Source organism: Pseudomonas sp. HUK17 (genome assembly GCF_001566765.1).
Genome location: NZ_LSMW01000011.1, coordinates 83,051 through 103,453 on the forward strand (window position 1 = coordinate 83,051; position 20,403 = coordinate 103,453).

The window sequence follows — 20,403 nt, forward strand, 5'->3', positions numbered from 1 at the left end:
CGATGGGTCACCGTTGGGCTTCGCTACGCTCAACCCAACCTACGCCACCGGTTGAGCCGTAGGTTGGGTTGAGACGGCCTCATCGTCGAAGCCCAACAGCCCGAGGTACGCCGGATCATCGTGGGGCTTCGCTGCGCTCAGCCCAACCTACGCCACAGGTCGAGCCGTAGGTTGGGTTGAGACGGCTCCATCGTCGAAGCCCAACGGCCCGAGGTACGCCGGATCATCGTTGGGCTTCGCTACGTTCAACCCAACCTACGCCACTATCGCGGCCATGCCGGTGCGCCGTAGCGACCGCTCCTACGGATAGGTTGGATACCTGTAGGAGCGGCCCATGGCCGCGATAGATCAACCTACAACATCCGCACCTTGATCGATCGCCCCTTGATCTTGCCCTCGCTCAACCGCTGCAGCGCCTGGCGGGCGATATCGCGTTCCACGGCGACGAAAGCCTGGTTGTCGAACAGGGTGATCTTGCCGATCTTGGCACCGGGCAGGCCGGCGTCGCCGGTCAGGGCGCCGAGGATGTCGCCGGGGCGCAGCTTGTCCTTCTTGCCGGCCGCCAGGGCCAGGGTATGCATGGTCGGCACCAGCGGCTCCGGGGTGTCGCGCAGGGCACCCAGCGGCTGCCAATCCAGCGGCGAACCCTGCTGTACCTCGATGGCCTGAGCGCGGCTGGCCTCGGCCGGTGCCACCAGCGACAGCGCCAGGCCCTGCTCTCCCGCCCGCCCGCTGCGGCCGATACGGTGCACGTGCACCGCCGGATCGCGAGACAGCTCCACGTTGATCACGGCCTCCAGGCCGGCCACGTCGATGCCGCGGGCCGCCACGTCGGTGGCCACCAGCACACAAAGGCTGCGGTTGGCGAACATCGCCAGCACCTGGTCCCGCTCGCGCTGCTCCAGGTCGCCATGCAGGGCAGCGGCGGAGATGCGCTGGGCGTGCAGCGCCTCGACCACCTCCTGGCACTGCTGGCGGGTCTGGCAGAAGGCCACGGCGCTAGCCGGGCGATGGTGCCGGAGCAGGCGCACCACGGCAGCCAGGCGATCCTGGGCGGCGATCTCGTAGAAGCGCTGGCGGATCTGGGTCTCGCTGTGCTGACTCTCGACGCTGATGCGCAGCGGCGCGCGCAGATAATCCTCGGCCAGGCGCTCGATGCCTTCCGGGTAGGTCGCGGAAAACAGCAGCGTCTGCCGCCGCGCCGGGGTCTGTCGGAGGATGTCAGCGATGGCGTCGATGAAGCCCATGTCGAGCATGCGATCGGCTTCGTCGAGCACCGCGACATTGAGGCCGTCCAGCACCAGGGTGCCCTTGCGCAGGTGTTCCTGCACCCGCCCCGGGGTGCCGACGATCACCTGGGCGCCATGCTCCAGGGAGGCGATCTGCGGCCCCAGCGGCATGCCGCCGCACAGGGTCAGGATCTTGAGATTGGGCGTGGTGCGCGCCAGGCGCCGCAGTTCGCGGGCCACCTGATCCGCCAGCTCGCGGGTCGGACAGAGGACCAGAGCCTGACAGCCGAAATAGCGCGGGTTGAGCCCCGTCAACAGGCCGATACCGAAGGCCGCCGTCTTGCCCGAGCCGGTCTTGGCCTGGGCGATGAGGTCCTGGCCCTTGAGGATGATGGGCAGGCTGGCCGCCTGGATGGGCGTCATGCTCAGGTAGCCGAGTTCGGCCAGATTGGCCTGCATGGCCTCGGCCAGCGGCAGGGAAGCGAAGGATGAGGGCACGGGAGTCCTGTGAAACGGCTGGTAAAGGTTTACCAGTCTAACAGAAGGGTACCGGCTCTCCCGTGAATGGACGCTGGAGCAGGGCCTACCTATGCTAAGGGGTACGACAACTCAAGGAAGTTACACCATGTTCGACCGGCCTGTGCTCTATACCCATCCCATGTCGCGCGGACGCATCGTGCGCTGGCTGCTGGAGGAGCTCGGACAGCCCTATGAAGTGCAGCGGGTCGACTACGGGCCGGCGATGAAATCCCCGGCCTATCGCGCCATCAATCCCATGGGCAAGGTGCCGGCGTTGCGCCATGGCGCCGCCGTGGTGACCGAGACGGCGGCCATCTGCGCCTATCTCGCCGACGCCTTTCCCGCCGCGGGGCTCGCGCCGCCGCTGAGCGATCCGGCGCGCGGTGCCTACTACCGCTGGCTGTTCTTTGCCGCCGGTCCGCTGGAGGCCGCCACCACCAACCAGGCGCTGGGCGTCGTCCTGCCCGAGGACCCGCAAAAACGCGGCGCGGTCGGCTATGGCAGTCTCGCCGAGGTGCTGGATACCCTCGAAGCGGCCCTGGCACCCGGTGAATACCTGGTGGACGACCGCTTCACCGCCGCCGACGTCTATGTCGGCGCCCATCTCGCCTGGGGCATGGCCTTTGGCACTATCGAAAAGCGTCCGCACTTCGAGCGCTATGTGGCCGGGCTGATAAGCCGCCCAGCCGCGATACGCGCCCGCGAACTCGACGACGCCGAACTCGCCACGCTCAACTGAGCCTCGCCTACAACTCCACCGGTCCGCACGGATGGTGCAACGGGCAGCCGTTGCGCTCGCTGCGAAACTGCGAAGACATCTCGTAGGCCGGTTGCCGCGATCTCATGATGCCGCCAAGGGGACGATGCGCGGCCAGACCGTGCCAGGGGCTGAACACCATGGCGTCGTCCACCTCGCGCGAGCGCGCCTCGTTCCAGGCCGGTTGCGGCTGGACCTCCAGGCGCGCCACAGTCACATAGGGGGTCAGGCCTTCCGGCCAGACCACCGAGGCGTCCTCGATCGGCGTCTGCTCGATGTCTACCCCCAGTTGCACGCGGATCTCCCAGACCCCGCCGTGCTGGGCGAAATGGGCATTGACCGCCTCGCGCAGGCCGTCTGGCTTGCCGTTGACCTCCACCGCGGCATCGGTCAGGGCGGTCAGCTCGGGCGCCACCGGGACCACGCTGAGCTTGGCGAAATAGGGGCCGTAGAGAAAGGGCACCATGGTGTAGAAGGTCTCGCCGAGCGGATGGGTCTCCGGGTGGCCGCCCAGACTCTTGAGCGTCGGACTCTCGCCACCAAAGGCTTCCACCACCTTCTCGGTACCGCGCAGCATTGCCGAGGCAACTTTCTTCAGGCCCTCGCCGCGGTCGGTGGTCTTGGCCAGCAGCTTGAGCGTCTTGAGAAAGGTCTTGGGATCCGGCGCGGTAAAGGCCGGGGCGTTCTGCATGACGAAATCCTGGGTCACCTGCCCTTCGCTGCCAGGCAGGCGCTCGCCCGGTACGTCGATCAGCTTGAACGCCAGGCCACGCGGGGTGGAAACGCTGTCGGCCAGGATGTCGCCCGGATTGGTGGAGAATCTCAGCACCGCGGCATAGCTGCCCGGCGTGGCGAAGGCGCCCTGGGCATAGGCCGGCGGCAGACCATCCAGCACCGTCACCTGGCCCGTGAGCAGACCATGACTCTTGGCGTGCACGCTGCGGATGGCATGACCACCATGGGCATAGGTGGTCTCGGTGATGTCTCTCATGGCCGCCACCATTTCGCGAATGGTGGCGGCTTCATCATCCGGCACCTGTTCGAAGGCGGGCTGGAACGGCAGCGGATGGACAGCGGTAGGCGTGGTCATCACGGGACTCCTCGGATGCCGTCATTCGGATGAGACGGTCAGCAAATGGACCGCTATCGCGCTAACGGCGTTCGGCCATTGCCACTCAGCCGACACAAGGTCGCGCTCGACGGGGTGCTCGGGAACGGCCCCGCCCAGGGGGGTTCGATATCTCCACCACCCACCCAGGAGCCCATCATGAGCGACGCCGACCAGAAGACCTACGACAACCCCAGCAATACCCCGCCACCCGAAGAGCTGCCTTATGCCGACATGGAGCCGGAGGAGTTTCCGGACGACCCGGACGTGGCCGGCGAGACCGAATCGGGCACACCCGGCTAGGCAGTGCCCTGCCCCGCGGACGACAGCCTGAGCGGCGTCCGCGACACTTTGTGACCGGCCGGTTTGACGGGCGCTCAAGGCGCCGCGAAGATGGGCAGGCGTCTGCCGTGTCGAGTCCCCCATGCTTTCCACCAAGGTACCCTTGCTTCTGCGTAGCCTGATCGGTCGGCTGGTGCGTATCGCCATCGCCTCCGGCGTGACCTACCAGACCTTCGATCGCCTGCTGCGCCAGACCTACTTCGAGGTCGCCCAGGATTTCGAACCGCTGCGCGACAAGCCCAATTCCGACAGCCGCATCTCGGTGCTGACCGGCCTGCCGCGCCGCGAGGTCCGCGCCCTGCGCGAGGCCAGCCCGGAACGTACGCCCTGCACGCCCAGCCTGGAATGGCAGGTGCTCAGCGCCTGGACCTCACGACTGGATCTGCTCGATGCCAAGGGCAATCTGCGCCCCCTCCCCCGCACTCAGCGCCGTGGCGGCGAACAGAGTTTCGACGCCCTGGTCGCCAGCGTCGGCAGCGACGTGCGCGCCCGTACCGTGCTGGATGAATGGCTGCGCAAGGGCTATGCCCGCCTCGACGAGGAAGACCGGGTGGTGCTCACCCCCCGTTCGCTGCTGCGCGGCACCGAGAGCCAGGAAGGCGCAGGGCGGCTGCTGGCCCATTTCACCGGCGACCTGCTGGCCGGCTTCGAGCGCCTCTACCTGCAGGATCGCGCCGCGCCGGACTTCACCTTTCACGTGGTCTACGGCCACAACCTGACCGAGGATTCCACGCTCAGCCTCTATCGCACCGCCTACGACGAATCCATGCACCTGCTCAACCGCCTCAACCGCCTGGTGGTCGAACACGAAGCCCGCGACGCCGGCAAGGCCGACGCCACCCAGCGGGTGACCCTGGGCTTTGGCGGCTATCGCGTGGAACAGGAGCGGGATGCGGGCCTGGTGCAGGGACGGGAGGATTAGGTTCTGTACGAAAAGTCGCCGAGCGAAGGTTAGGCAAGGCAAAAATCGGCGAGGAAGCGGCGTTTACGAATGGTAAATGAGCATTCCGATCGGACTGCCGATCCAGCTGATTTTTAACGCAGCATCACCGAGCGCAGGCCCTTTTCGTACAGAACCTAGCGCCAGCAGTCGGTGGCGTTGCCCTTGGATACCTTCTTGACGCCCTGGGCATTAAGCATCAGGTTTCCACAGACATCGTTAGCCTGCGTATCCTTCGGCTCCGCCGTCAGTAGGTAAGGACCATTCTGGCTATAGGCATCGCTACCAGCGGTATTGGCCACGATGCTCAACTCGTAATGACCACTACTGGACAACACCTTGGCGCTGCCGGCCGCGGTCTTGGTATTCACGATGTTCAGGTCCTTCACAGTGGTCGGATAGGCATTGTTCTGCGCATAGAAGCGCTCCATCCGCGCTGCCGCTTCATTGAGCAGTGCCTGCCCCTCGCTACGATGAGTGCGCAAAATGTAGTTCTGATAGCTCGGATAGGCGATGGCCGCCAGGATGCCAACAATCGCCACGACGATCATCAGCTCGATCAGGGTAAAGCCTCGTGCTCGCATCGAAAATTTCATTCGTCAGGGTTCTGATTGGGTATGGTGCGCCAGGTCTGGCGGGAGAACTTTCGCTTGGTATCCGTGGAGTTCGGCAGGCTCGGATCCAGGGTTGTCGTGGTAACGGAGCCATCAGCATTGGTCAGTGTAGTCGTGGTGGACGGGCTCGTCCCTGAAATGACGACGCTGTTGCCATAGGTGAAGATAGAGGCGCCGCCATAGAGGCCTGCCAGTTTGAGCCGTGAATAAGAGGTATCCAGCCCAAGTTCGAGGAGATCGCTGCCACCCCCGGTATACGGATTGAGGGCATACAGGTAGGTCACCGCGCCGGAATCGCACGGATCGTCGTTGGGCACCAGCGATGTGAACAGCAAGGTATCGCTGATGTACTGGGCCTTGTTGATGACCATCTCGCCCGTCAGCGGCAGATTGACGTACCAGCCATACTTGCCCGCCGTATTGGTACTCGTGTACCAGTCCACCGCTGTCGTGGACAGCGTATTGGCAGTGGATGCGACCGAGTTCCCCGTAGAGCTGGTATAGGAGATGCCAGTGTCCGCACCTAGCGTTTGCTGCTGCAGGTTGGCAACGGTCAACGTCGGTGTCGTGCTGGCGGCGGTACCCGTAGCCTGACGATCCCAGATGCCATAGAGCGTCATGGCCTTGGTGGTATTGGCCGTGGCATCGGCGCCCTCCAAGTACTTGCCTGTCCCGAAGACGATCAGATAGCCGGTACCGGATGGATGACGTACCAGATAAGGCGCTGCAGTGATGGCCTGGGTAAAGCTGCTCAGGCCGCTCGAGTAGCTGCTGGCCAGAGCGCTATACAAGGGCGTCTTGCCGCCAAAGGCAACGCTGTAGCTGGTCGCGCTGCTGCCCACCAAATCGAAGCGCCATAAGCGACCCTGTAAGTCACCTGCATAGGCATAGTCGGCAATCAGGTCGTTATTGACATCGGCTACGAGCGGCGAAGACAGACCATTCAACGCCGTACCGCTGGCAGAGGCGGTCAACTGCGAAATCAAGCTGCCATCGCTGACATTGAGGAGATAGAGCGAAGCGGAATTCTCCTGGATAGCGCCGTTGTTCGTCCAACTGCTGCCATAGCCATTGCCCAGTACCACTGCCCAGGACCCGTTCTGCAACCGAGTGACTACCGGTTTTGCATAGGTGTAGCCCAGCTGAGGATAATCACTACTGCTTTTTTCCCACAACAACTTGATATCGTCCGGATCGGTGATGTCCAGGGCAAAGAGGCCGCGACCACCGCCACGCAGGGTCCCTATCAACACCGTGTGCCAGTCCGTGCCGAGATAGACGTCCTGTACCACCGGCGAGCCATCGACATAGAACTGGTGCGCACCGCCGGTGTAGTTCACGTCGGTGAGCTTGTAGAGAGTGGGCAGGACCGCACTGGGAATGAAGGCAAATTTTTCGTTACCGCCATCATCGAAGCCGTGCAGCATGCCGTCGTTGCCTCCGACATAGATACGTGTGGCACGGCTGGCCCATTTTTGGCGAAACGCCGTATAGGATCCGCTGGCTGAGGAAACCAGCGCATTCATCTTGGCTTCCGGGCTGCTGGGGATAGTTACCTGTACCGGTGTCGAGTTGACGATGTCGCCCAGGATATGACTGCGTATCCGGAAACTTGGCGTGGTAGCGCTGTTTTCATAGGTACGCGCGCCGCGCAGATAATCCACCCGCTGAGAGCCGTAACTGTCGACCGTACCAAGCAGATTCTTGTTCAGATACGCCTTTTGGGTAGCACTGAGATTGGTCCACTTGAAGTCCTGCAGCGTATTGGCGGACCTGGCCATCACCACCTTTCGTCCAGTGTAGCTACCACTGCCATAGGTGGCGTCGAGTTTGCTTTGGGCACTCCATTGGCGAGTGACAGACTTTGCGGTCCGCAAATACTTGCCTAGATCTCCACTCCAGTCGCTGCTGGAAAAGGTAGGAACGTAGGTGTAGCTCGACGAGAAACTGTTGTCGAGCATCGGCGAAGATACCTGGCTAGCGGAGGCATTGTTCGACTGGGTGATCCGCGTCACCACGGCGCCGAGCGAGCTAACCAAGTCACCGGCGTCATCCGCACTGAAGAAGGCACCGCGTGAATTGATGGCCGCGTGCCAAAGGTCGTAGACATTGTTGTCGCTACCCGAAGCCGCCTTGGGCCAGCTTAGAGTGCCAGCGGCGATCGCGTCATAACCACCGGAGTAGGTATCCCCACCCCAGACCGGGCTGGTCAGGGCGCTACTCAAACCAATGCCTACATAGAAACCGGTCAGGTGCTGCCAGGTGGCTGGATCGTTCTTTGGATTCCAGTAGGAGGTCAGCTTATTGTCACCATGGGTCTCAGTGCCGCTCACTGCCGTATAAGGTGGAATCTTGTTGTCGAGCGACCTGTTGGCGTCCCTGTACCAATACTGGAAGGCCAAGTCCGCCAGCGTATCCTTGGTGAGGTCCTGATAGGGCGCCATAGGGCTGTATGTCCTGCCATCGCCCAACTCTTGGCTGTTGCTGTCCTCGCCGGCCACGTCGTAGTTGGCGTTCCACACGCCATCCGTCACCATCAGGCTATAGCTGGCCCGGCAGGCGTAGATTGGAGCCTCGGTGCTGCCAGGGCTGTAGGCATAGGGGCCATTGATGCCAGTCGTGGATAGAAAGTTGCCCACCCGAGCCAATGCCGAATGCAGGGGCGTGCTGGAGTCGTAGTAGATGTCGCCAAGCCAATCGAACAGCGCCTGCCGGTGACTGCCGCTGAAGGGGCGCAGACGATTGTCGTAGGCCGACGAACTGGAATTATTGATACCGCGGCAACTTGGCGATGTAGCGGAAAAGGTACAGCTACCCAGCGCCTGCCAGCCAACACGGATATTTTCATCCACATCAATCATCGCCAAGTTGGTTGCACTTTGCGCCGCCAGGGATCTACTGCGATAGAAAGAATACCAGTTGGCAAAATTCTGGCGTTCGTCGCTACCGTTCAAACCAGAATCGTTGGATACCGTGACCTTCCTGTAACAGTCATCGTTACGAGTGCCAATCGTGGTGCACGTGGAGAGCTTAGTGTCGTAAATGTAGTAATAAGCGGCCACACCCGCTTTCACTCCGTCAGAAGTAGTGGTGGTGTAGGTCGTCGGCGTGGACGTGGTGGTTACCCTGACCGTGTATCTGAAGAAATTGAAAGAGCAGGAAATATTGCTGTACGACGTTCGAGTTGTCGTATAACTGCTGGTAGTTACACCATTCGACGTGGTGCTAGTGGTGCCTGAAGTTGAAGAAGAATCACTGATTGAAGAGGGACAGAAGGAGGCGGACGTTGTGTAGGTAACGTTATTCGTTCTGGTACTGCTTCCCGTGCTGGAGGTGGTAGAAGTAACAGTGGGAAAATCAGCCGAAGGGTTTTCTGCCAGGGTACTGACACTACCGGTCGCCAGCCCTGGGTTGGCATAGGTGGTGCCACGGGCGGTCTCTGGGTCGGTCGTGCTTATATTGGGATTGTAGCCCCAACTCACCTTGTAGTTGCTGCTCAGGTCTACTGTCCCTAAACCGGTACGAAAACCGTTTACATAGGCTGCAGTAAAACTCGTCGTCAACCGGGTCTTGGTCAAGATGCCTGTCGAAGCGTCGTAAACGACCTTGTAAGGCGCAGCATAGGTGACCGCAGGGTTGTAATACAACCCATTGAAGGTAGCGGATTTGGCCCGGCGAGTTGGGCGAATGGTGGCGTTATTCGACGCGTCCGGCACCACCGCCATCTGCATACTGGTGGAGTTATCGATGGTGATGAAGAAATTTGGCCCGACACCGGTAGTCAAGAAAAGCGGCTGCTGGGTCGGGTTGAAGGTAGCCGCTTCCACCAAGGGAAGCGCCAAACACAGGGCCAGAAACGCAGAGCATTGGCGCAAGCTCATTGGACTTCTACCTTGATGATACTTTGCAGAATGACAGGAAAACGCGCGCCCCCTGCCGTGGCAGCGGCGGTTACCCGATAGTAGTAGATGCCCTTGCCTTGGCTGGCGAGAGACATATCGCTTTCCCCGCTGCTGGAGACGACCGTAGCGACCCAACGAGGCAAGCGGCTGAACGTCGACTTGCCGTCATAGCCGCTGTAGGCGACTGATGCCGATGCCGTACCGCTTGCCGATAGAGCGGTCTTGGCCCAAGCCTGAGTTTTCTCGGTGGTATCGAGATCATTGCCTTCGAGCAGGATGCATAGATTGCTGCCAATGGCCGCTACACTCGAAGAGCAGCTTGAATAGCCTGCGCTGGCCGCGGAAAAGACGGCCGTGAACTTCAGGGCATTTAGCCGGCGCTCCCCTTCGCGTAGCGCCGATTCCGCCGCGTTGTAGGCCCGCTTCTGCTCGGACACGCTGCCACCCAGGCGATTCTGCAGCGTACTGGAACGCATGCTGGACAATGCCAGCAGGGTGAGTAGCAGCAGCATGATCAGCGCGACGATCAGTACCGCACCCCGTTGCGATGCCACCGGTGCGCCCGTCATTGCATCAGATTCCGCAGGGTCACGCTGCCTTGAACGATCTGCAACACGTGGGTGCTGTCTTGCAAGCTCTGCCCACTCAAGGTGTTCCAGTTATTGATCACCGTACTGGAGATACCATCGGTGAGATCCTTGGTCGTGGAAAACAAGGCCGCATAGCGGATCGCCTGATTGGAGTCGGCACTGGACGGCACCTTGAACCAGACAAAGCTGGTCAAGCCACTGACCAGTACCTGAGCGGCTTGGCCTTGAGCGCTGCAGCGAAGGGTTCCCGTTCCGCTGCCATCGGCCACATAGCTGATACGCGTGAGAACCTCGGTACCATGGGTAGCAGCCGCGATCTTGTTACCCAGGCAATCGACGTCCGTTCCCTTTGCCGCGCCTTGATAGCGAAAGCAGATACCGCTTTGATTGGCGTCCGTGGTGAGCTGGATGGTCTGTCCTGCAGCGAAGGCCGGACAGCCATTGGTCCCATCCAGACTAGGAAAGGCCTCCGTCAGAGTTGTCTTGACGACGGGATTGGCACGGAAGCCAGCCTTCGCCAATTGCTGATCCAGCAGCAACAGGGCAAGCCGACCATTGTCGCCATTCTCGACCTGACCTTCCTGATAGAGGTAGTGGCGCTTGTTGCCGAGATAAAGCTGGGTGACGGCAAGAATCAAGAAGGTACTGAGCATCAGAGAGATCATCATCTCGATCAGGGATAGACCACGCTGTCGCTTCATAGCTCGGCCCTCAAGACGTAGTAGCAGATACCACCGGCGCATCCCTGGGTATTGCTGGAAGCGTCCTGCCAGGCCAAGACCACCATGGCTATCGAGCTGTTTTCGGTGCCACAGGCATCGTAGGGTGTCGTACTGCCGACCGCAGGTGGCGCCAGCGAGGGGCAAACGGCGAAGTTGGCCTTGATGAGGTCATCGGTCACCGGCAGCAGCGCCTTGACCTGGCGCAGCCAGCAGGTCAGATCCTTGCCAGCAACGGTGTCCCCCCCAACACCTCGGGCGAGCTTGGCGCACGAGTCGTCGGCAGAATCCAGCGCAACGCTGGCAAAGTCACTACCGGTAGCCTTGTGGTACTTGCTGGTGACGCTGAACAAGTCTCCGGCAAGGGCCCCCCCGGGATTGCTGCGCATCATTTCTATGAGATCGCCCGCCAGCATGATGGCGTTGTTGCGAAGTACGGAGTCCTGAGTCTGCACCAGACTACGAGATTGCAATGCCACCATGCCCAGAACGCCAATGCAGATGACGATCAGACTGACCAGCACCTCGATGAGGCTGAAACCCCGTTGACGCAAGACGCTCATGAACAGCCACTCGCTTTGGCCGACGTCGGCGGAAAGTCCTTCATGCTGATCTGCCCACCTTGAGTGATCGTCAGCGTCCTACCGGTAGTGGTTTTGTCATTACTGGCGCAGACGTTGATCGTGGCTGCAGCGGACGACACCAGAGTGCCATTAGGCCGGAAGGTCAGTGCGGCAGCGGTGCCCGTGCTGTTGACCCCCGAAGCGGCCAAGCCGGTGTTGGTGAAACTGCGCAGCGTTTCCGCCTCGCCCAACACGGTGCTGCTCACGGTGGCGACAATCAGGGCACCGGTCCAGGCATCGACATTAGGGGCTGTGACAGCGACGTTGACGCCGCGAACCATCGCCTCACTGCGGGCATAAGTAAGAACATTCTGCAGCTCTTCGGCAGCGCCGACGACTCTGTTGGAGCGGATCAACGAGCTGAAACCAGGTACCGCTATCGCAGCAAGGATAGCGATCAAGCCTACGACTATCAGCAATTCTGTAAGAGTGAAGCCTGCGGCCTTCTTCACGCCACATCTGCCTTGTCAATTCCGGACACCCAGGCAATGCTGCCTTTAAGACGGCTGAAAATCAGCAATGGAGAGACATTCGGACGTAAGGACGGGACGACCGGGACGAACCGGACACGCCGTATCCGGCGACTTACACCGACGAAAGGCACGCCCACAGGCCATAAGCATAGCCCGCTATCAATGTGCCAGCTAACGTCTCTGCCTCGCGTTCCCGAGCGCTCTAGCCTAGCGCTTTCAGGCCTGCTCTGCTTAGCCTATTAAGCTGTCTATTACCAAAATATGACAATGAGCAATCCCTGGCTTCGTATGCGACCAAAGGCGTCCTTACACCAGCCGTCGAGCCTTCTTTGCTGTCCCTCGGTAGCCAAGGCTCGAACGGCTGCTCTGACATCGATAAAAAGCGGTAGGCACTCTCTATCTTCGCCAATACAGCCTTTTATTTGAACGAACAAAAAACAATGAAGCTTTAAATTCATTGAATGAACAAAAAAAATCCATAAAAGAATCAGCTTCTCATTCAGGGAAGACCAAATGAATACAAACTAGCCAAGTACCTATAAATTGTTTTAAAACAAGAAGATCACTTGCCTGATGAGATCCATATCAAGCATCCAAATGATCTAGGGGTGTTCTGCTGCGAATAGGAGACAGGTGGCAAACCCCATTACAAAAAAACACGAGCGATAACGAAGCTGCTTACGCTTCGCTCATTGGCATGTACTTTCCACCATCGGACGCCGCTCCGAGTTAGCTCCGTAACGCCCCTGCTTTCATCTACCGACAATGACAAGGCCGCTATGCACGACTCGAAGAAAATCGATTATTCGCTAGATACCGCCGACACGTCCGCACCGCACTCCGCGCTGGACAATGCCGCCATCATTTCCGCCTACCGGCGCTGGGCCAATGTCTATGATCGAGTGTTTGGTGGCGTCTCTGCGCCCGGTCGCAAGCGGGCGGTGGCGGCGGTCAATGCGCTGGCGGGCACCCGGGTGCTGGAAGTAGGCGTAGGGACGGGGCTGGCCCTGCCGCACTATGGCGCTGACAAGCGCGTCACCGGGATCGATCTCTCGCCGGACATGCTGGCCAAGGCGCGGGAGCGGGTCGCGCGCGACGAGATCACCACGGTGGAGGCGCTGCTCGAAGCCAATGCCGAGGAAACCGGCCTGCCCACCGGCTCTTTTGATATCGCCGTGGCCATGTTCGTAGCCTCCGTGGTGCCCAATCCGCGCAAGCTGATGCAGGAGATGCGGCGCGTGGTGAAGCCGGGCGGCCACCTCTTGCTGGTCAATCACTTCCAAGCCGAGAGCGGCCTGCGCCTGCTGGCGGAAAAGACCCTGGCGCCAGCCTCGCGCAAGCTGGGCTGGCACCCTGACTTCGCCATGGACTCCATCCTTTCCCGCGAAGACCTGCGCCGCGCCAGTCGCAGCAGCGTGCCGCCCTTTGGGCTGTTCACCCTGGTGCAGCTGACCAACGACTGAGCGCTACTCCACCCGATACCCACGCCTCGCCAGGCAGGCGGCCAGGGCTTGGCGGAAACGCTGGGTCAGGTAGGGATCGCCAACCGCACCGGGTCGTTCGGGATCGAAGCCCGACTCGCCGGCGGCGTAGCGGCGGCAATCGTAGCGATCCGTGGCGTAGCGTTCGGGCGGCTGGCCCTGCAAGGGATAGGCGGTAACGTCATAGGCATCGTAGCCGGTCCCGGCAGGCGCTGCCGTCGTGGTCGGTACTGCAGCGACGTTGGGATCGGCGACGGTGACGAAGCCGCCGCCCGGATCGGTGCGGTAATAGCTGCCCGCGGCGAAATAGTAGGTGGTGCCGCCCATCCACAGCGTTTCGGCAAAGGCCGGCAAGACGCTGACGCGTACCCCGGTCGGCGGCAGGGTCACCACATAGCGCGGCCCCTGGGGCCGATACCAGTAGCCGTCGGCGTAGTAATACTGACTGTCCCGATACCAGACGCGGGTGAAACCGGCCGGCACGCCCGGTACCTCGAAACCGGGTCGCCACTGGGGATTAGCGCCCCAGCCAGGGCGCGGGCCGGACCAATGCGGGTCCCGCTCCGGTCGTGGGGGTGGCGGCGGCGGATAATTCCGACCGGGCTGGTCAGGCGCCGGCATCATGTAGCCTGGACGCGGCAGCGGGACGGGGCGGTCTTGCCAGGCCGGCTGATAGCCTGGTCGCGGCGGTGGTGGATCGTTGCGCTCCCAGCGCTCCAGGGCTGGACCATTGCCGCGTCCGGGCGAGCCGCCATTCCAGTCACCCTGACCGCGGCCCTGCCAGCGCCCAGCATTGCCTGGGGGAATGACGGGTGGCGGCTGGGCGCCCGGCGGCGGATTCACATAGACGCCGCCCAGGCGATAGTTGTTATCGGCCCAGGCGGGCGCGATGCTCCAGAGCGAAACGCCGGAGAAGACAAGCGCGAACAGCATGGCAGGCGATTTCATCGCACGGCTCCACGAGGGGATGGCCCAGAGTACCCCAAGGCTTGGACCCTCCCCCAGCCCGGCCGTTAGCCGCTCGCCCTATTTGTCGCGGCGCTGGTCCAGGGTCTTGCGCTGCTCGGCCAGGAACGGCTGCTCGGCCGGATCCAGTCGATCCATCCCGGCGACGATGCGGTGCCAATAGGGATACAGCGGCTCGCGACGGGTCGCCGCCTCGATCCGGGCGGACTCCTCTGCCGTCAGCGCCAGCTCCATGGCCGCCAGGTTGTCGTGCAGCTGGGCTTCGCTGCGGGCACCGACGATCAGGCTGGTGATGCCCGGGCGATCCCTGAGCCAGGCCAGGCAGACCTGGGCTACCGAGACGCCATGGGCATCGCCCACCGCGGCCAGGGTCTCGATGATGTCCAGGGCGCGTTCGGGATCGTGTACATAGGGCTCGGGCCAATCGCTGCCCTGGCGCGTCCCCTGCGGCGCAGGCTTGCCGCGGCGGGTCGAGCCGGTCAGCAGACCTTCGCCCATGGGGCCCCAGACCAGGGTGCCGACCTCCTGGTCGAGGGCCAGCGGCAACAGTTCGTACTCCGCCTCGCGGGATTCCGGGGTGTAATAGATCTGCTGGCTGACCGGCTTGATGAAGCCGTGCAGCTCAGCCTTGCTGAGGGTCTTCATCATCTGCCAGCCGGTGTAGTTGCTGGTGCCGAAGTAGCGCACCTTGCCGCTTTGCACCAGGTGGGTCATGGCCTCCAGCGTCTCTTCGATGGGGGTGACCCCGTCCCAGTTGTGCAGCTGGTAGAGATCCAGGTGATCGGTGCCCAGCCGGCGCAGGCTGTTCTCGCAGGCGCGGATCAGGTGATAGCGCGAAGCGCCGCTGTCGTTGGGGTCGTCGCTCATGGCGCTCCGCCCCTTGGATGCCAGCAGTATGTCGTCGCGCTTGTCACCCAGGGCCTGGCCGACGAGTTCCTCGGCCAGGCCGTAGGAATATAGATCGGCGGTATCCACCAGATTCACCCCGGCGTCGAAGGCGATGTCGAACAGCCGCCGCAGGGTGCGCAGGTCGATGCCCCCGCACTTCTCGAATCCATCGCGACCACCCACCTGCAGGGTGCCGAGGGCGAGTTGGGAAACCAGCAGGCCGGAGTGGCCGAGCGGACGATATTGCATGGTGCCTCCAAGAGTTTTTACCGATAAAGGGTCGACTCCAGGCGTGTTCGGCAAGTTTCAACCGCACAGGAATCGCACTTACAGCGGTCCGCTTGGGTCTATGGCCCCACGCAAGGAGGAAAACACATGTCGAAACACCATCATCACGTTGGCTGGTTCAAGCGTCGCCATGAGGTAAAGCCGGACGACCTCACCATCGTCGACAATTCCCTGGTCAAGCGCGCCGTCGGCGCCGCCGCCCTTGGCAATGCCATGGAGTGGTTCGATTTCGGCGTCTATGGCTACCTGGCCGTGACCCTTGGCAAGGTCTTCTTTCCCGACGGCGATGCCGCCGCCCAGCTGATCGCCACCTTCGCCACCTTTACCGTGGCCTTTCTGGTCCGCCCCCTCGGCGGCATGGTGTTCGGCCCCCTGGGCGACAAGTACGGTCGCCAGAAGGTGCTGGCCCTGACCATGATCATGATGGCCCTGGGCACCTTCAGCATCGGCCTCATCCCCAGCTACGAGAGCATCGGCATCTGGGCGCCTGCCCTGCTGCTGCTGGCACGTGTCGTCCAAGGCTTCTCCACCGGTGGTGAATACGGGGGAGCGGCGACCTTCATCGCCGAGTACGCCACCGACAAGACCCGCGGACGCATGGGCAGCTGGCTGGAATTCGGCACCCTGGCCGGCTATATCGCCGGCGCGGGAACGGTCACGGCGCTCACCGCGGCCCTGACCCAGGAACAGTTGCTCGACTGGGGCTGGCGCGTGCCCTTCTTCATCGCCGGTCCCCTCGGCCTACTCGGCCTCTACATGCGCCTGAAGCTGGAAGAGACTCCGGCGTTCAAGGCCCACACCGAGGCCAACGAAGGCAAGGCCGCGGACGGTCCTGCGCACAGTCTGCGCGAGCTGTTCACCCTGCATCGGGTCGCCCTGCTCAAGTGCGTCGGCCTGGTATTGGTGTTCAACGTCACCGACTACATGCTGCTGACCTACATGCCCAGCTATCTGGCGGTGACCATGGGCTACGCCGAGACCAAGGGTCTGCTGCTGATCCTCATCGTCATGGTGGTTATGATGCCGCTCAACATCCTGGGCGGTTTCTTCAGCGACCGGTTGGGGCGCAAGCCGATGATCATCGGTGCGTGCGTGGCGATCCTGGTCCTGGCGATTCCCTGCCTCAAGCTGATCGGCAGCGGCCACGACTGGCTGATCTTCCTTGGCCTGATGCTCCTGGGCATGGCCCTGGCCTGCTTTACCAGCACCATGCCGTCCACCCTGCCGGCGCTGTTCTACACCCCCATCCGCTACAGCGCCCTGTCCATCGCCTTCAACATCTCGGTGTCGCTGTTTGGCGGGACCACCCCGCTGGTCACCGCCTGGCTGGTGGAAAAGACCGGCGACCCCCTGGTGCCGGCCTACTACCTGATGGCTGCAGCGGTGATCGGCATCCTGACCATGCTGACCGTGCGCGAAACCGCCGGCCAACCCCTACGCGGCTCGCCACCCTCGGTAGCCAGCGAAGAAGAGGCCCGGGAGTTCCTCGCCAGCGACGCACCTCTGACCGTGGACAAGCAGCCGCCTGGGCAGGCGTGAGTTTCACGGATTGATCGCGGCCGCTCCTACAGGCATATACCGCTGTAGGAGCGGCCCATGGCCGCGATGCTCTTCCCCCTTACCCAACCTTCCCCAGACGCCCTCCCCGCCCCCAAATTCCACGCAAAAGAAAAGGGGAGACCTTGCGGCCTCCCCTTGAATTCGTTGTCCTCTCGCACCGCTCGTGACGGTGGCTGCGATCGACCAGGAATGGTGACCTGGGCGGGCCCGGGCGCGGCGGACGGGATACCGTCGTTGGCGATGCGAAAGGCCCTCCTGGGGCGCCTTCGTTGGACAGCTCTACCGGGCTATCGAAGTTGAATTCAGCTTACGCCCCTGTGGCCGGCAGCGGGTTGCGTTGTGCCGCTTCTTTCCTGCCTCTTGCGCAATCCATGTCCACAAACCTAGGATTAAGCGCAATCGGCTAGCGCAAGGCATGCAGAATGGACAAACTCGATCGCTTCGATCTGAAAATTTTGGCAGAACTGCAGCGCGACGCGCGTCTGTCCAATCAGGAACTGGCCGAACGCATCGGGCTATCGCCCTCCCCCTGCTCGCGACGGGTCAAGCAACTGGAAGACAGCGGCTACATCACCCGTCAGGTCGCCCTGCTGGATCGCAAAAAACTCGGCCTGTCGCTGACCGCCTTCGTCCTCATCGGCATGGACAGACACACCCCCGAGCGCTTCGAGAACTTCCAGGCCATCATCGCCCAGTGCCCCGAGGTGCTGGAGTGCTGCCTGGTCACCGGCATGGATGCGGATTACCAGCTCAAGGTGGTGGTGCCCGACATGGAGCACTACCAGCAGCTGCTGCTGGGCACCCTGACGCGCATCGAGGGCGTGTCCAGCGTGCGGTCGAGCTTCGTGCTCAACCAGATCCTGGCCAGCACCGAACTACCGCTCAACCACCTGCGGCCCTGAGCGCGGCTGCGTTTCAGCGTCGGATACGAGAAAGCGCGGCAGCACCAGCATGTGCGGCACGGCGAAGGCCGCCAGCACGGCGAACAGCGCGCGGATGCCGGTGCGTTCCTGCAGTAGGAACACCAGGCCACCGGCCAGGGTGAAGAGCGCAGCGCCCAGCAGGATCGGCCACGTCAGGCGCAGATAGGCCTTGAAGGTAGGCGCCCCCAACAAACGTTGGCGCACCCCGGTCTGGGGCGCGGCATGCAGCAGATAGAAGCCCAGGGCGAAACCCACCAGGGGCGGCGCCAGCACCACGGCGAGCAGCGTCACCGCCAGCCTGGGACAACGTTGCTGCCAGGCCGCCAGCAGTAGCACCGGCAGCGCCAGCAGCCCGCCCAGGGCGAGCACGCGGGCCAGCCAGTCTGCGAGGGCCAGAGAAGCAGTCGGCCCCATGGCCAAGCCCAGCAACCGGGCGACGGCGGCTTCGTGCACCAGCGCCGGACCGCCAAGGATGAACAGCCCCAAGGCCAGCGAGGTCAGCCGATTGGGAAACAGCTCGTCTTCATGGGCGAAATGCCAGGCCGAGAGCAACAGGAACAGCAGCAGCGCCGCCGTGCCTGCCAGTTGCCAGCAGAGCAGACAGGCCAGGGCCGTCGCCAGATAGCAGCCGAGAAAGGCGAGGCGCCGCCCGGGTGCAACCAGACGCAGATCACTGGCGCCATGCAGCAGGCCCAGACCCAGGCCTACCACCAGGGCGTAGGCCAGTTGCCCGGCCCCGCCCGCCAGGCTAGCGAGCCCAGCGGTCAGTACCAGCGCCAGCCAGCCTCGCCCGGTCTCCTGCATCTTTAGACGCCGGTCCGCGCCAGGGCCGCGCGCAGATTGCGCTCGGAGGTGAAGGCATAGACCACCTTGGCCAGCACGTCGAGCGCCAGGATGATCCAGATGGTCGCCGCATCGCTCACCATCCACACAGCCTCCGGGCCAATGGCGAAGACCACCGGATAGATCAGCCAGAGCACGGTCAGAAAGCCGGTGTTCTTGCGATAGGCCGCGCCGATCGCGGCATGTTGCCCGGCTAGGGTCGCCAGCGGTTTCCACAGCAGATAGAGCACCCCGACAAAGGCGGCGCAGGACCAGGCGAAGAACACCCACTTGATGGTGCCGTACGGTGCCAGAGAGGCCACCAGACCGGTCACGATCATCACCACGTCCAGGGTCACGATGGACGCCACGAAACCCGCCTGACCTTCTTGCTCGCGGGCACCCAGGTAGGCCGAACTCACCACCCCGGCCAGCAGCAACGGCGTGGTGAAGGTCCAGTCCAGGTAGCGGGCGACGTAGGTGATGCTGCCATCCGGCTTGATCAGATTGCCGACCCCCAGGTACATGGCCAGATAGGCCGTGGCGGCGATGAAGGGCACGGCGGCGTGGACCAGGGTATGACCGCGCAGCGGACCGCGGTGCGCGCCCTTGGCATAGATGGCCAGGGAGGCGAGCGACATGATGACGAAGCCGATTAGCAGAGGGGTCTGACTCATGGGGTTCTCCAGGGGGACGATAGGTGCGCACTGACGGGCCAGGCCCTCTGGAGTAGGGGTTTCTCGGCTATCGCTGCGCTTAGGGTAGAGAAGCGGCCACACGAGTTGGTTCAAAATGTTTCAGAGCGGGGGTCGGTGGTCGTCTTGACCCGGATCAAGACGATAGCCGCCGTGCTCAGGCAAGCTGCGCCGTTTCGTGTCCGCCCAGGAATTCGCATGCTGCCGGCCCAGAACGTGATGCTGAGCTACGGACGCTGCTGCGCCAGCCCCGCCTTCTTCGATGATTTCTACCAGCGCTTCCTGGCTAGCTCGCCCCGGGTGAGGGAGAAGTTCGTCCATACCGACATGGCCGCGCAGAAGCTGCTGTTGCGCCACGGCATCATGAACCTGGTTCTGGTGGCCCGCGGCATGCCCACCACCAAACTACGCCAGCTCGGCGAAAGCCATTGCCGGGCGCGGTTGGACATCGGTCCCGAACTCTACGAAGGCTGGGTCGACTGCCTGCTCGCCACCCTGGCCCAGCACGATGCCGACTTCACTCCCGCCCTGCGCCAGGAATGGCAAGGCGTGCTGGAAGCGGGAATCGCGGTGATGCGCAGCTACTACTGAGCGGGCAGGGGTCCCGTTGGGCTTCGCTGCGCTCAACCCAACCTACGACACCCGCAGGTTGGATTGAGACAGCTCCACCGTCGAAGCCCAACACCCCAAGGCACCCCAACTCCACCCAAACGCCCCCTCTCCCCCAGGGAGAGGGCCGGGGTGAGGCAAACCAGACCTCGTAGGTTGGGCTGAGACAGCTCCATCGTCGAAGCCCAACACCCCAAGGCACCGCACCCTACCTAACGCCCCTCTCCCTCAGGAAGAGGGCCAGGGTGAGGGCAAACCACACCCCGTAGATACCATCTCTCCCATCAATCACAACAGGTCCTCTAAAGGGCCTGTCGTGGTTGATAAGGTCGCTGCGTCTTGAGCACGCCATAGG

At 62.5% G+C, this 20,403-nt stretch carries 19 protein-coding genes; 7 read left to right on the forward strand and 12 right to left on the reverse strand.

All coding sequences use genetic code 11. The features are described 5' to 3' along the window. Positions 1-353: 353 nt before the first annotated feature. The gene (dbpA, locus tag AX284_RS06885; RefSeq protein WP_017642696.1) at positions 354-1,727 is read right to left on the reverse strand and encodes an ATP-dependent RNA helicase DbpA; all 1,374 of its coding nucleotides are present in this window, start codon (positions 1,725-1,727) and stop codon (positions 354-356) included. Between the two features lie 127 nt (positions 1,728-1,854). Here dbpA and AX284_RS06890 point away from each other — a divergent pair, with 127 nt between their 5' ends. Continuing rightward, the gene (locus AX284_RS06890; protein ID WP_064307581.1) at positions 1,855-2,487 is read left to right on the forward strand and encodes a glutathione S-transferase family protein; all 633 of its coding nucleotides are present in this window, start codon (positions 1,855-1,857) and stop codon (positions 2,485-2,487) included. A gap of 7 nt (positions 2,488-2,494) precedes the next feature. Here AX284_RS06890 and AX284_RS06895 read toward each other — a convergent pair whose 3' ends face one another. Then, positions 2,495-3,595 (reverse strand): catalase family protein, encoded by a 1,101-nt coding sequence (locus tag AX284_RS06895; RefSeq protein ID WP_068384311.1) that lies wholly within the window; start codon positions 3,593-3,595, stop codon positions 2,495-2,497. A 177-nt stretch (positions 3,596-3,772) separates the two neighbouring features. Here AX284_RS06895 and AX284_RS11955 point away from each other — a divergent pair, with 177 nt between their 5' ends. Further along, the gene (locus AX284_RS11955) at positions 3,773-3,916 is read left to right on the forward strand and encodes a hypothetical protein (RefSeq protein WP_017642700.1); all 144 of its coding nucleotides are present in this window, start codon (positions 3,773-3,775) and stop codon (positions 3,914-3,916) included. 121 nt (positions 3,917-4,037) lie between these two features. Then, positions 4,038-4,877, forward strand: a complete 840-nt coding sequence (locus tag AX284_RS06900) for a DUF6502 family protein (protein ID WP_068384313.1) — start codon at positions 4,038-4,040, stop codon at positions 4,875-4,877. A gap of 155 nt (positions 4,878-5,032) precedes the next feature. On the opposite strand, the gene AX284_RS06905 is transcribed toward AX284_RS06900, so the two are convergent. The 6 genes from AX284_RS06905 to AX284_RS06930 are packed head-to-tail and all read right to left on the reverse strand — an operon-like array spanning position 5,033 to position 11,795. Continuing rightward, positions 5,033-5,479 (reverse strand): type IV pilin protein, encoded by a 447-nt coding sequence (locus tag AX284_RS06905; RefSeq protein ID WP_153015326.1) that lies wholly within the window; start codon positions 5,477-5,479, stop codon positions 5,033-5,035. A gap of 8 nt (positions 5,480-5,487) precedes the next feature. Next, positions 5,488-9,390 (reverse strand): pilus assembly protein, encoded by a 3,903-nt coding sequence (locus AX284_RS12070; RefSeq protein ID WP_236712147.1) that lies wholly within the window; start codon positions 9,388-9,390, stop codon positions 5,488-5,490. Then, positions 9,387-9,980 carry a pilus assembly PilX family protein gene (locus AX284_RS06915; RefSeq protein ID WP_017642704.1) on the reverse strand — a complete coding sequence of 198 codons (594 nt, stop codon included), beginning with the start codon at positions 9,978-9,980 and terminating at the stop codon, positions 9,387-9,389. Before AX284_RS06915 ends, AX284_RS12070 begins: the two co-directional genes overlap by 4 nt. After that, positions 9,977-10,654, reverse strand: a complete 678-nt coding sequence (locus tag AX284_RS06920; RefSeq protein WP_236712148.1) for a pilus assembly protein PilW — start codon at positions 10,652-10,654, stop codon at positions 9,977-9,979. Before AX284_RS06920 ends, AX284_RS06915 begins: the two co-directional genes overlap by 4 nt. A 44-nt stretch (positions 10,655-10,698) precedes the next feature. Next, positions 10,699-11,283, reverse strand: a complete 585-nt coding sequence (gene pilV / locus AX284_RS06925; RefSeq protein ID WP_068384318.1) for a type IV pilus modification protein PilV — start codon at positions 11,281-11,283, stop codon at positions 10,699-10,701. After that, positions 11,280-11,795, reverse strand: a complete 516-nt coding sequence (locus tag AX284_RS06930) for a GspH/FimT family pseudopilin (RefSeq protein WP_068384320.1) — start codon at positions 11,793-11,795, stop codon at positions 11,280-11,282. The genes pilV and AX284_RS06930 overlap by 4 nt, the downstream gene beginning before the upstream one ends. An 800-nt stretch (positions 11,796-12,595) precedes the next feature. Here AX284_RS06930 and AX284_RS06935 point away from each other — a divergent pair. Next, positions 12,596-13,279, forward strand: coding sequence for a class I SAM-dependent methyltransferase (locus AX284_RS06935; protein WP_017642708.1), 684 nt, complete (start codon positions 12,596-12,598; stop codon positions 13,277-13,279). 3 nt (positions 13,280-13,282) lie between these two features. Here the strand turns inward: AX284_RS06935 and AX284_RS06940 are convergent, their stop codons facing one another. Both AX284_RS06940 and AX284_RS06945 read right to left on the reverse strand, forming a co-directional pair. After that, positions 13,283-14,245: a DUF6515 family protein gene (locus AX284_RS06940; protein WP_068384323.1), complete on the reverse strand. Its 963-nt coding sequence runs from the start codon at positions 14,243-14,245 to the stop codon at positions 13,283-13,285. Between the two features lie 78 nt (positions 14,246-14,323). Next, on the reverse strand, positions 14,324-15,400 hold the full coding sequence (locus tag AX284_RS06945) for an aldo/keto reductase (RefSeq protein ID WP_068384325.1): 1,077 nt from the start codon (positions 15,398-15,400) through the stop codon (positions 14,324-14,326). 126 nt (positions 15,401-15,526) lie between these two features. Between AX284_RS06945 and proP the strand changes: the two genes are divergently transcribed. Next, positions 15,527-16,978, forward strand: coding sequence for a glycine betaine/L-proline transporter ProP (gene proP, locus AX284_RS06950; protein ID WP_017642711.1), 1,452 nt, complete (start codon positions 15,527-15,529; stop codon positions 16,976-16,978). A 443-nt stretch (positions 16,979-17,421) separates the two neighbouring features. Beyond that, positions 17,422-17,901 (forward strand): Lrp/AsnC family transcriptional regulator, encoded by a 480-nt coding sequence (locus AX284_RS06955; protein ID WP_064309082.1) that lies wholly within the window; start codon positions 17,422-17,424, stop codon positions 17,899-17,901. Here the strand turns inward: AX284_RS06955 and AX284_RS06960 are convergent. Continuing rightward, a complete protein-coding gene (locus tag AX284_RS06960) occupies positions 17,875-18,726 on the reverse strand; it encodes a beta-carotene 15,15'-dioxygenase, Brp/Blh family (protein WP_068384327.1) in 852 nt (283 codons plus the stop codon). The genes AX284_RS06955 and AX284_RS06960 overlap by 27 nt on opposite strands. A gap of 2 nt (positions 18,727-18,728) precedes the next feature. Beyond that, complete coding sequence (locus AX284_RS06965) at positions 18,729-19,421, reverse strand: bacteriorhodopsin (RefSeq protein ID WP_068384329.1); 693 nt, start codon at positions 19,419-19,421, stop codon at positions 18,729-18,731. A 216-nt stretch (positions 19,422-19,637) separates the two neighbouring features. On the opposite strand from AX284_RS06965, the gene AX284_RS06970 reads away from it, so the two are divergent. Further along, entirely contained in the window at positions 19,638-20,030 is a 393-nt protein-coding gene (locus AX284_RS06970) for a globin domain-containing protein (protein WP_068384331.1), read from the forward strand. Positions 20,031-20,403: the final 373 nt, after the last annotated feature.